This window comes from Nocardia concava NBRC 100430, assembly GCF_000308815.1.
In the GTDB taxonomy this organism is placed as follows: domain Bacteria; phylum Actinomycetota; class Actinomycetes; order Mycobacteriales; family Mycobacteriaceae; genus Nocardia; species Nocardia concava.
Window position 1 is genome coordinate 1 of the sequence record NZ_BAFX01000092.1, and the last position, 11,084, is coordinate 11,084.

Consider the following 11,084-nt stretch of genomic DNA (forward strand, 5'->3'; position numbering starts at 1 on the left):
GAGCCGAGGACCGTAGGGCGGCGCGGCCGGGACCGGGCCGGAGGGTTGCCGGGCGTGCTTGACCGCCTCGATGTAGTCGTGGGTGTGCACCCGCAGCAGCTCCGATTCCCCGGCGGCTTCGGGTGTGACCCGCTCGACCCCCTCGAGCAGTCCGAGCCCCTCGGCGAGCGCCATCGTGAACTGCAGTCGAACCGGACGCATCGGATGCTCCGGCGTCCAGGTGTAGTCGAGGAACCTATCGGTCCAGACAACGGTTCCGTCACCACCAGCGAGGCCAGGCATACCTGCCACGCTAATGCGTCCGGCGCCTTCGTACGCTTTAGGCACCGCATGCTGTCGCTCCGGGATGGCAGAGCTGTCGTACCGGGATGGCAGGATGCCGCTCGCATGCCGACCGGCTCCGCGCGCTGTCGACAAACCCGCAGGGAACACGCTGCCCGTCCTGGGTGTTGACAGTGCGTTCGCGAAATAAGCTGTCGCCCGGTGCAGCCGCCGTGCATGGGTAGAATTCGTGCCGACGAAGGGGTTTAACAGGTGAAGGATCTGGTCGACACCACGGAGATGTACCTCCGTACCATTTACGACCTCGAGGAGGAGGGTGTCACGCCGCTGCGCGCCCGCATCGCGGAGCGCCTCGAGCAGAGTGGCCCCACCGTGAGCCAGACGGTCGCGCGGATGGAGCGCGACGGTCTGCTGACCGTGGCCGGTGATCGCCATCTCGAGCTGACCGACAAGGGTCGCGCCATGGCCGTCGCCGTCATGCGCAAGCACCGGTTGGCCGAGCGGTTGCTGGTCGACATCATCGGGCTGGAGTGGGAGAACGTGCACGCCGAGGCGTGCCGCTGGGAGCACGTGATGAGCGAGGAGGTGGAGCGCCGCCTGGTCGAGGTGCTCAACCACCCCACCACCTCCCCGTACGGCAATCCGATTCCGGGCCTGGACGAGCTGGGCGTGGTGCCCAACTCCGGCGCCGAGGAGAAGCTGGTCCGGCTCAGCGATCTGCCCACCGGGCAGGCGCAGGCCGTGGTCGTGCGACGCCTCTCGGAGCACATCCAGACCGACCCGGAGACCATCAACCAGCTCCGCGAGGCGGGCATCGTGCCGGACGCGCGCGTGACCGTGGAGAACAAGCCGGGCGCGGTGATCATCTCGGTGCCCGGTCACGAGGGATTCGAACTGTCCGACGAGATGGCGCACGCCGTCCAGGTGAAGTTGGTCTGATCTGTGAAGCTTCTGGTGACCGGAGGCGCGGGCTACGTCGGTAGCGTGTGCGCGCAGGTACTGCTCGAGGACGGCCACGAGGTCGTGGTCGTCGATGATCTGTCCACCGGCAATGCCGACGGCGTCCCGGCCGGCGCGAAGTTCGTCGAGGGCGATATCGCCACGGCGGGCGTCGAGCTGATCGGGGCCGAATCCTTCGACGGCGTGCTGCATTTCGCGGCCCAGTCGCTGGTCGGCGAGTCGGTGGTGGCTCCCGAGAAGTACTGGCACGGCAATGTGGTGAAGACCCTCGCGCTGCTCGAGGCCATGCGCGCGGCGGGCACCCCGCGGCTGGTGTTCTCCTCGACGGCGGCGGTGTATGGCGAGCCCGAGCAGGTCCCGATCGTCGAGGACGCCGCCAAGGCGCCGACCAACCCGTACGGTGCGTCGAAGCTCTCGATCGACTACGCCATCACCTCCTACGCGGTGGCGCACGGGCTGGCCGCGACCAGCCTGCGCTATTTCAATGTGGCCGGCGCCTACGCCGGGCTCGGCGAGAACCGTGTGGTGGAAACCCATCTCATCCCCCTGGTGTTGCAGACCGCGCTGGGTCAGCGCGAGTCCATCTCGGTCTTCGGCGACGACTACCCGACGCCGGACGGCACCGCGGTGCGCGACTACATCCACATCCTGGATCTGGCGCAGGCGCACAAGTTGGCGCTGGCGCAGTCGCAGCCGGGCAAGCACCGCATCTTCAATCTGGGCAGCGGCACCGGTTTCTCGGTGCGCGAGGTCATCTCGGCCTGCGAGCGGGTGACCGGCCTGCCGATCAACCAGGTCGACGCCCCGCGCCGCGCCGGTGATCCGGCCGTGCTGGTGGCCTCGAGCGCCAAGGCCGTCACCGAACTCGGCTGGCAGCCCGAGCACACCGATCTCGACGAGATCGTCTCCGACGCCTGGGATTTCCTGCGCGCGCTCGGCGACCGCGCGCACAGCGCCCGCTGAATCAACACAGCGCCCGCTGAATCAGCACAGCCCCCTGATTCACGACTCCGGCCCGAGGTCGATGCCGAGTTCGGCAGCGGCCTTGCGGCCGGAGTACGCGAGCCTGCGCAACCGGTCGGGCCGCATACCCGCCCGCAGCCCGGCCTCCAGCAGCACCGCCAGCCGATGCTCCGGATCGGCGGCGATCGCGGCGTCCAGCGCCACGCCCGCCAGCGGCCCGTCCCCGCGCGCGTAGGCGCAATAACCCAGCAGCGCGGCCGCTTCGGCGCGATCGGGATCCGGCAGGGCGCGGGTCAGCTGCAGCCACAGCGTCTCGGCGGCATCGGCGCGCGGACCCGGGGCCAGCGCGAGCATGATGTCGCGCAGGGCCGAATCCCGCAGCGCCACCGCCACATCGGCGATCTCGGCGGGCAGCAGCCGGGCACCGGCCTCCACCCGCCCCAGATACCGCAGCACCCGGCACACCTCGAATCGCAACGGCAGCAACGGATCAGAGCGCTCCACCGCGCGGGCCAGCCGCCGGGTCGCGGCACACTCCGCGATTTCCAGCGCCGCGGCGGTGGCCGCGCGTTGGACGGGATCGATGGCGAGGAAGTCGTCGAGTTCCTCGCGTGATCCCCGCACCGGCCGCCCCGCCAGCACCTGCCGCAGGGTGACCATCGACGCCGCCGGATCGGGTTGGCTGCCGCGGCACCGCGGACCGATCAGACTCCACCACGGCAGATCCGGGCCGATACCGCTCACCGCCCAGGCGCCGCCCAGCGGCACGGCCTCGGCGTCGAGCCGATGCTCCAGTGCCGCAATCAGATCCCGGTGCTTGCGCGCCCGCACGCCGCGATGCTGCCGGGTGGGCGGGGTCGCGCGATCGTCGACGATGACCGCCATGGCGGCGACGGCGTCATGGCGCACGCAGATGGCCGCGACCTGATCGACCAGGGCCCCGGTCGCGGTGCGCCCCGGATTGTCGAGATCCATGCGGGTCACCACCTCCACGCCCGCCATTCCCGACCGCATCGGGTCGGCGCGCAGGGCGGCCACCACCAGCGAGCGCACGGGCATGAAACCCAGTAGTGCGGGCACCGCCGCGATCAGGTCGCCGGGTGCGTGCAGGCGGACGTCGGGCTCGGGTTCGGGGTTGACGGATTCGGGTGGGGGCGAGTCGATGTGGGCTGTCATGCGATCGAGCGTGCGCCGGAGCCCCGCCACACCCGCGAGGCCGACCTGCGGTTTCACTTGGGCTGTGGATGTTTCGGCGCGCCGTGGATCATTCGGCGTGGCGCGGGCCGCGCGGACCCGGGTTTGTCGGTGGCCGTTGTTATCGTGCCCGCCGCTCGATGATCGGAAGATGATCAAAACATGAAATAGATTCGTTTCATTTTGCCCGGACGGGCGCGTTCCCGCTGTTACAGTCCGGCTCGGCACTCGTCATCCGAAGTGCCGGAAGGAGTATCGCGTGCAATGAAGAGCACGACATTCACCGCCGCGGCCGCGCTGACCGCGGCGGCGGTGCCCGCGCTGCTGGCCCCGATCGCCGCCGCCGACACCAGCCAGGTTCGCATCGACAATGTCTCCGACAGCCAGCAGTGCACGGTCGGCAAGGCCTGCTACGTGCGGATCCGGCTGACCGGCGAGAATCGCCTGAACCAGGTCGCGGTCGCGGTGAACGGCAACATCATCGGCTATGCCGTTCCGGTACAGGACGACTGGGACAGCAATGCCGCGACCGCGCAGGTCACCTGGGTGCCCTCGGATTACGGCAACTTCACCGTCAGTGCCGCGCAGGACAACTCGACCGCCTCGATCGGCTACACCCTGACCAACCCGAATCCCCCGGTGGGCACCGGCTCGCTCGCCAACCTGTTGCCCTCCGGCTCCTCGGGTTCCGCACGCTGAACTGACTATTCGGGACGACCCGCCAGGATCGCGAGGTAGTGCGGATTGGTCATGATGCCCAGCACATTGCCGAACGGATCCACCACCGAGGCGGTCACGAACCCGGTCCCCTCGCCGCGTTCGGTGATCGGCTCGAACTCGGTGGCCCCGAGTTCGAGCAGGCGCGCGAAGGTGGCGGCCACGTCATCGACATGCCAGTTCACGATCTGACCGCCCGGCCGATCCGGGCGGGAAGGCGCGTACTTGGCGTTGATGATCCCCAGCTCGGCCTGGTAGTCGCCGATACGGAACTCGTAGTATCCGCCGGGCACGGCGAAATACGGTGCGACACCGAGCAATTCGCTGTACCAGTCCTTCGCGGCCTCCAGGTCGTCGGCGTAGTAGTTGACGGTCGCCATGCCACGCAGCATCTTCGTTCTCCTCGATCGGGGTGATATCCGGTGATGAACCAATCATCCCGCTCAAAGTGCTCACCGAATGAGCACTTTTTCCGGGAAGATTTCGAGCATGCGCGCGGATCGCCTAGTGGCCACCCTGCTGTTCATGCAGACCCGGGAGCGGGTCACCGCCACCGAGGTGGCGACCGAACTGGAGGTGTCGGTCGCGACCGCGCGGCGGGATCTGGAAGCCCTGTCGGCGGCCGGGATTCCGGTGTATTCACAGCCGGGCCGAGGCGGCGGGTGGTCGCTGATCGGCGGGGCCCGCACCGATCTGAGCGGGCTCACCGCCAGCGAGGCGCAGGCGCTGTTCCTGCTGCTCGGCCCGCTCGCCACCGCCGCCCCGGCCACCCGTTCGGCATTGCGCAAACTGTTGCGCGCCCTGCCGCAGCCGTTCCGCCTCGAGGCCGAGGCGGCGGCGGGCGCGGTGGTGGTCGACGCGGCGGGCTGGGGGCGCGGCGATACCGAAATGCCCGCCCTGGTGGACGAATTGCAGCGCGCGGTGGTGCGCCGCCGCCGGATCGCGTTCGACTACGACCGCCGCGGGCAGCGGACCCGGCGGCTGGTCGACCCGTTTGGCCTGGTCGACAAGGACGGCATCTGGTACCTGGTGGCCGGAACCGAACGCGGACAGCGCACCTTCCGGGTGGATCGGATCGCCGCGCTCGAGGTCACCGACGAGATCGCCCACCGACCACCGGATTTCGACCTCTCGACGGCCTGGTCGGAGGTGGTGGAGGAGGTCGAGCGGCACCGCTCCACGCTCGCGGCGACCGTGCTGATCCCGGCGGCGCTGGCGCCCGTGCTGCGCGATCGGCAAGGGCGGCACTGCGTTCTGGACGGCCAGGCCGACGACGGACGGGTACGCGCCAGGATCACCGCGCCGACACCGCTCGATATCGCGCAGCAACTGGCGGGCTGGGGCGCGACCGTGGAGGTACTGGAACCGGAGTCGGTGCGGGCCGAACTGGCCCGGCTGGGGACCGAACTGGTCGAACGCTACGGAACTACCGCGCGGTAACGCTTCCCGGTCATGCAATAACCGAATCATGTTGCAGCAGTGGCGATTTCGCGAAATTCAGGCGACCGCCACTGTTACAGTCCGCCCGGCGCGACCCCTTCAACGCGCCGAAAGGAACCACCCCATGAGAAATCAACTCCCCCGGCCCATGATCGGCGATTTGCGGCGGCCCGCCATCGGTGTGGGCGCCGCGGCCGCGCTCGCCGTGCTGGTCGGTTCGATGGCCGCCCCGGCCGGCGCCTCGATCGACAACATCCAGATCGCCGGTCTCACCAGCGACAAGCCGTGCTCGGTCGCCGACGGCTGCATGATCCAGGCCGCGCTCAACGGTTCCGATCAGCTGAGCCCCGTCGACTTCCTGGTGAACGGCACGGTCATCGGCACCGTCACCCCCACCTCCTACGGCGCGGGCGCGGCCGCGAACCTGCCCTGGCACCCGGCCGATCAGGGCACCTACACCGTCGGCGTCCGGCAGGGGCTCGCGTCCGTGAGCACCGTCTACAAGGTGGGCACGGGCGGCACCTGCCCGCCGATCTCCTCGCTCATTCCGGGTTCGTCCAGCGGCGGCTCCTCGGGCACCGGCTCGGGCGACAGCGGTTCCGGCGGCACCGGTTCGCTCAGCGGTTCGGGCGGGAGCGGATCGGGCGGATCGGGTTCGGCGGGCAACGGTTCGGCCTCGGGTTCCAACACACCGCTGCCGGTCTGCTGATCGGGCCCGGGAGCCGAAACAGGCAGGGGTCGGCTCCCCTCCCGGAATTCTCCGGCCCTGCGTCTCAGCCCTTGCGGACCTTACGCAGCGCGGTCGTGAACAGGGCGTCGAGCCCCTCGCCGTCCGAGGTGGACCCGGACGTCATATAGGTCACATTGATTCGCACATCACCGATCTGGCCGACCAGCGATTGCATGGTGTGCTTCAGCCCGGTCTGGCTGTGCTCCATGGACACCGTGCGCTTGATGGCGAGTGAGTCGTCGGCATTGACCGGCGGCGGCGGATTCAGCTCGGTGGTCACGATCGAGGTGCTGCCGGAATGCCCGAGCCGCACGGTCCCGCACTGCTGCAACTGATCTCGCAATGCCGACAGCGGCTGCGTGGAGCGGGTCAGCACCACCGTGAGCGTGGTGCGGGCGTCATCGTCATTGCCCACCGCGGCGACCGGACCGCCGGAGGGTGTGGCGGGCATGCAGGTGCTCGGATCCACTTGCGCCCCCGGCAGATAGCCGTTCAGATCATCGGCGGCCTGCTTGGCGGTGTCGGCGGGCAGCACGATCGCGGTGTAGCGCGAGGGGAATTGGGAGGGATCGGGCAGCAGCTTGGCCAGCCCACCGTCCGCGTTCGCGGCCGGGGTCACCGGATTGCGCCCCGCGACCGGATGTCCCGACACCGTGGTCCCGCACGCGGCCAGCAGACCCGCCGCTAGCGCGAGCCCCGCCACGGGTGCGAACCTGCGGTACGGCCTGCCGGCGGGGATTCGGTGGGGCACGGTCACCTCGTCCACTATGCCGAAAATCGGCTGTTCACACCGAATGCCACGCCGCGTGCGGGGCCGCCGGGAATGCGTGTCACCGTCCGGCGTGTTGCACCCCTGGTGCGGGTGGTGCACACCTGTCATGCCCATGAGGGACAATGAGAGTTGGTCGCGCAAGTGGGCCACGCAGGAAGGAGTACGCGATGGACTACGAGTCGCGAATGTACGAGCTGGAATTCCCGGCTCCGCAGCTGTCGTCCGACGACGGCTCGGGTCCGGTCCTGGTGCACGGCCTAGAGGGTTTCACCGACGCCGGACATGCGGTGCGCCTCGCCACCACGCATCTCAAGGAAAGCCTCGAGCACGAACTGGTCGCCTCGTTCGATATGGACGAGCTGCTCGACTACCGCTCGCGGCGTCCCCTCATGACCTTCAAGACCGATCACTTCTCCGACTACACCGAGCCGGAGCTGAGCCTGTGGGCCCTCAAGGACACCGCGGGCACCCCGTTCCTGCTGCTGGCCGGGCTGGAACCGGATCTGCGCTGGGAGAAGTTCGTCACGGCTGTGCGGCTGCTGGCCGAACAGCTCGGTGTGCGCCGGACCATCGGACTGTCCGCGATCCCCATGGCGATTCCGCACACCCGCCCCCTCGGTGTGACCGCGCACGCCTCGGATTCCGATCTGATCGGTGATCACCAGCGCTGGCCGGGCGAGCTGCAGGTGCCGGGCAGCGCGTCCTCGCTGCTGGAATTCCGCATGGCCCAGCACGGGCACGAGTCGGTCGGCTTCTCCGTGCACGTGCCGCACTACCTGACCCAGACCGCCTACCCCGAGGCCGCGCAGACGCTGCTGGAGAACGTGGCCGAGAACGCGGGCCTGGAACTGCCGCTGGCCGCGCTCACCGATGCCGCCGCGCGGGTGCGCGAGCAGGTCAACGAGCACATCGCGGGCAACTCCGAGGTGGAGACGGTCGTCACGGCGTTGGAGCGTCAGTACGACAGCTTTGTCACCGCGCAGGAGAGCCAGTCCAGTCTGCTGGCCAGCGAGAACGACCTGCCCACCGGCGACGAGCTGGGCGCGGAGTTCGAGCGGTTCCTGGCCGAGCAGGCCGGGTTCAGCGACGGCGACGGACCGGAGAACCCGCCGCTGCGGTAAGAGGCATCGCGGTGGCCTGCGGCGATGCCGCGGTGGCCGTTGCCAGGATTCGGCGCACCGACCGGTAACGTTGGGTGACGTGCAGCTGTCCGAATTGGTTCCCGACCGTGCCGTCTCCGACGTGGACCCGGACTGGCTGTTCGAAACCTTCGCCGACTGGGCGAGTTCCGAAGGCCTGAGCCTGTACCCGGCGCAGGAGGAGGCGCTGCTGGAACTGGTCACCGGTTCCAACGTCATCCTCAATACCCCGACCGGGTCCGGCAAGTCGCTGGTCGCCCTGGGCGCGCACTTCGCCGCGCTGAACAAGGGCGAGCGCAGCTACTACACCGCACCGATCAAGGCACTGGTCAGCGAGAAGTTCTTCGCGCTGTGCGAGGTGTTCGGAGCCGACCGGGTCGGCATGGTGACCGGCGACGCGGCGGTGAACCCGGAAGCGCCCATCATCTGCGCGACCGCGGAGATCCTGGCCAATCTGGCGCTGCGCGAAGGCGCGGCGGCGAATGTCGGCCAGGTGATCATGGACGAGTTCCACTACTACGCCGATCCCGATCGCGGCTGGGCGTGGCAGGTGCCGCTCATCGAACTGCCGAAGGCCCAATTCCTGCTCATGTCGGCCACTCTCGGCGAGGTCGACTTCTTCGCCGAGGACCTGACCAAACGCACGGGCCGCGAGACCGCCATCGTGTCGGGCTCGGAACGGCCGGTGCCGCTGAGCTTCTCGTACGTGCGCACCCCCATCACCGAGACGCTCGAGGATCTGGTGACCACCAGCCTCGCGCCGGTGTACGTCGTGCACTTCACCCAGGCCGCCGCCATGGAGCGGGCGCAGGCGCTGATGAGCGTCAATATGTCGTCCAAGGCCGAGAAGGACGCCATCGCCGCGGCCATCGGCGAATTCCGCTTCGCCACCGGCTTCGGCAAAACCCTGTCGCGGTTCATCCGCCACGGCATCGGCGTGCACCACGCCGGCATGCTGCCCAAGTACCGACGGCTGGTGGAGAAGCTGGCGCAGGACGGGCTGCTGAAAGTCGTCTGCGGCACCGACACTCTCGGCGTCGGCATCAATGTGCCGATCCGCACGGTGCTGCTCACCGGGCTCACCAAATACGACGGCGTGCGCACGCGCCGGCTCAATGCCCGTGAGTTCCATCAGATCTCGGGCCGCGCCGGGCGCGCGGGCTACGACACCATGGGCACGGTCGTCGTGCAGGCCCCCGAGCACGAGGTGGAGAACGCGCGGCTGATCGCCAAGGCGGGCGACGACCCCAAGAAGCTCAAGAAGGTCCAGAAGAAGAAGCCGCCGGAGGGTTTCGTATCCTGGTCGGAGGACACCTTCGACCGGCTGGTCGCGGCGTCCCCGGAACCGATGCAGTCACGCTTCAACGTGACCAACTCCATGTTGCTGAATGTGATTGCGCGCAAAGGCAATTGCTTCTACGCCATGCGGCATCTGCTCGAGGAGAACCACGAGCCGCGCGCGGCGCAGCGCAAGCACATCCTCAAGGCGATCCGGCTCTACCGGGCGCTGCGGGACGCGGGCGTGGTGCAGCAGCTCGACGAACCCGACCAGTACGGACGCCATGCCCGGTTGATGGTCGACCTGCAGCGCGACTTCGCCCTCGACCAGCCGCTGTCCCCCTTCGCGCTGGCCGCGTTCGAACTCCTGGACAAGGAGTCGCCGACCTACACCCTCGATGTCATCTCGCTCATCGAATCCACCCTCGAGGATCCGCGCCAGCTGCTCATGGCTCAGCAGCACAAGGCGCGCGGCGAGGCGGTCGCGGAGATGAAGGCCGACGGCATCGAATACGAGGAGCGCATGGAGCTGCTCGAAGAGGTCACCTGGCCCAAACCCCTCGGGCCCGAGCTCATCGAGCCCGCGTTCGAGACCTACAAGGCCGGGCACCCCTGGGTGTCGGAGTTCGAGCCCTCCCCCAAATCCGTGGTGCGCGAAATGGTCGAGCGCTCCATGACCTTCGCCGAACTGGTCTCCGGCTACGAGCTGGCGCGCTCGGAGGGCGTGGTGCTGCGGTACCTGGCCGACGCCTACCGGGCGCTGCGGCGGACCGTGCCCGAACAGGCCCGCACCGAGGAACTCGACGACATCACCGAATGGCTGGGCGAGCTGATCCGCCAGGTCGACTCCAGCCTGCTCGACGAGTGGGAGCAGCTCACCAATCCGGGTGCGGAATCCGACGAGCAGCAGGTGGCGTTCGGGGCCGAGACCGTCCGGCCGATCACCGCCAACGAGCGTGCGTTCCGGGTGCTGGTGCGCAACGCCATGTTCCGGCGCGTGGACCTGGCCGCGCTGCGCAACTGGGACGCCCTGGACGAGATGGGCGACGACCTGGACTGGGCGGCCGAACTCGCCCCCTATTTCGACGAGTACGAATCCATCGGGACCGGTCCGAACGCCCGTGGCCCGCAGCTGTTCCAGGTCGAGCAGCGGCCCGGATTCTGGGACGTGCGGCAGGTGCTCGACGACCCCAACGGCGACCACGGCTGGTCGCTGAACGCCATCGTGGATCTGGCCGAATCCGATGCCGCGGGCGAAGTCGTGTTCGACGATCTGACGATCACGGCGGGCTGAGCGGCGCTCACGTCGGACACCGAGGTCACACTCTCGTAAGACGTCGCGCCGGGCAGATCCGCGAATCCCGGCGTTAGAGTGACGTAATCGATCGTCCACCGGTTCGTTTTTCCAGGCCCAACGCGTGTATCGTCTCGCAGGTTGCCTGAGTCCCAGCCGTTGCGGCCGACAGAAAAGAGTTCCCTTAGATTGCCCGGTCGAAACATGCCCGAGTCGCCCTGTCTGGTCATCGACCTCGACAAGGTCCGCGCGAACTACCGCGCACTGCACGCCGCCCTACCTGCGGCACGAATTCGCTTCGCCGTCAAGGCGAGT

Annotated in this window: 10 protein-coding genes and 1 pseudogene; 7 read left to right on the forward strand and 4 right to left on the reverse strand. The window is 68.6% G+C overall.

The genetic code is table 11. The features are described from left to right. Positions 1-282 (reverse strand): annotated as a pseudogene (locus ON43_RS21170) (acetoin utilization protein AcuC); the annotation flags it as partial. Positions 283-534: 252 nt separating this feature from the next. On the opposite strand from ON43_RS21170, the gene ON43_RS21175 reads away from it, so the two are divergent. Further along, positions 535-1,221: an iron-dependent transcriptional repressor DtxR gene (locus tag ON43_RS21175; RefSeq protein WP_040810066.1), complete on the forward strand. Its 687-nt coding sequence runs from the start codon at positions 535-537 to the stop codon at positions 1,219-1,221. A 3-nt stretch (positions 1,222-1,224) separates the two neighbouring features. Further along, positions 1,225-2,205 carry a UDP-glucose 4-epimerase GalE gene (gene galE, locus ON43_RS21180; RefSeq protein WP_040810067.1) on the forward strand — a complete coding sequence of 327 codons (981 nt, stop codon included), beginning with the start codon at positions 1,225-1,227 and terminating at the stop codon, positions 2,203-2,205. 39 nt (positions 2,206-2,244) lie between these two features. Here galE and ON43_RS21185 read toward each other — a convergent pair whose 3' ends face one another. After that, positions 2,245-3,381 carry a DUF4192 domain-containing protein gene (locus ON43_RS21185; protein WP_063712588.1) on the reverse strand — a complete coding sequence of 379 codons (1,137 nt, stop codon included), beginning with the start codon at positions 3,379-3,381 and terminating at the stop codon, positions 2,245-2,247. Between the two features lie 282 nt (positions 3,382-3,663). Between ON43_RS21185 and ON43_RS21190 the strand changes: the two genes are divergently transcribed. Beyond that, complete coding sequence (locus ON43_RS21190) at positions 3,664-4,098, forward strand: hypothetical protein (protein ID WP_040810068.1); 435 nt, start codon at positions 3,664-3,666, stop codon at positions 4,096-4,098. A 5-nt stretch (positions 4,099-4,103) separates the two neighbouring features. Here the strand turns inward: ON43_RS21190 and ON43_RS21195 are convergent, their stop codons facing one another. Continuing rightward, positions 4,104-4,508 (reverse strand): VOC family protein, encoded by a 405-nt coding sequence (locus ON43_RS21195; RefSeq protein WP_040810070.1) that lies wholly within the window; start codon positions 4,506-4,508, stop codon positions 4,104-4,106. A 97-nt stretch (positions 4,509-4,605) separates the two neighbouring features. Here ON43_RS21195 and ON43_RS21200 point away from each other — a divergent pair, with 97 nt between their 5' ends. Together ON43_RS21200 and ON43_RS45845 are read left to right on the forward strand one after the other, a co-directional pair. Further along, complete coding sequence (locus ON43_RS21200; RefSeq protein ID WP_040810072.1) at positions 4,606-5,556, forward strand: helix-turn-helix transcriptional regulator; 951 nt, start codon at positions 4,606-4,608, stop codon at positions 5,554-5,556. Positions 5,557-5,680: 124 nt separating this feature from the next. Further along, positions 5,681-6,265 carry a hypothetical protein gene (locus ON43_RS45845; protein ID WP_176572791.1) on the forward strand — a complete coding sequence of 195 codons (585 nt, stop codon included), beginning with the start codon at positions 5,681-5,683 and terminating at the stop codon, positions 6,263-6,265. A 64-nt stretch (positions 6,266-6,329) separates the two neighbouring features. On the opposite strand, the gene ON43_RS21210 is transcribed toward ON43_RS45845, so the two are convergent. Continuing rightward, positions 6,330-7,043 carry a sensor domain-containing protein gene (locus tag ON43_RS21210; protein WP_245568685.1) on the reverse strand — a complete coding sequence of 238 codons (714 nt, stop codon included), beginning with the start codon at positions 7,041-7,043 and terminating at the stop codon, positions 6,330-6,332. Between the two features lie 182 nt (positions 7,044-7,225). Between ON43_RS21210 and ON43_RS21215 the strand changes: the two genes are divergently transcribed. Together ON43_RS21215 and ON43_RS21220 are read left to right on the forward strand one after the other, a co-directional pair. Beyond that, the gene (locus ON43_RS21215) at positions 7,226-8,179 is read left to right on the forward strand and encodes a proteasome assembly chaperone family protein (protein ID WP_040810075.1); all 954 of its coding nucleotides are present in this window, start codon (positions 7,226-7,228) and stop codon (positions 8,177-8,179) included. 79 nt (positions 8,180-8,258) lie between these two features. Next, entirely contained in the window at positions 8,259-10,769 is a 2,511-nt protein-coding gene (locus ON43_RS21220; RefSeq protein WP_040810077.1) for a DEAD/DEAH box helicase, read from the forward strand. Positions 10,770-11,084: the final 315 nt, after the last annotated feature.

Excerpts from the sequence above, each read along its gene's own strand:
- ON43_RS45845 (WP_176572791.1), top strand. The coding sequence starts at position 5,681 with ATGAGAAATCAACTCCCCCGGCCCATGATCGGCGATTTGCGGCGGCCC.
- ON43_RS21215 (WP_040810075.1), top strand. The coding sequence starts at position 7,226 with ATGGACTACGAGTCGCGAATGTACGAGCTGGAATTCCCGGCTCCGCAG.
- ON43_RS21200 (WP_040810072.1), top strand. The coding sequence starts at position 4,606 with ATGCGCGCGGATCGCCTAGTGGCCACCCTGCTGTTCATGCAGACCCGG.
- ON43_RS21195 (WP_040810070.1), bottom strand. The coding sequence starts at position 4,508 with ATGCTGCGTGGCATGGCGACCGTCAACTACTACGCCGACGACCTGGAG.
- ON43_RS21190 (WP_040810068.1), top strand. The coding sequence starts at position 3,664 with ATGAAGAGCACGACATTCACCGCCGCGGCCGCGCTGACCGCGGCGGCG.
- ON43_RS21185 (WP_063712588.1), bottom strand. The coding sequence starts at position 3,381 with ATGACAGCCCACATCGACTCGCCCCCACCCGAATCCGTCAACCCCGAA.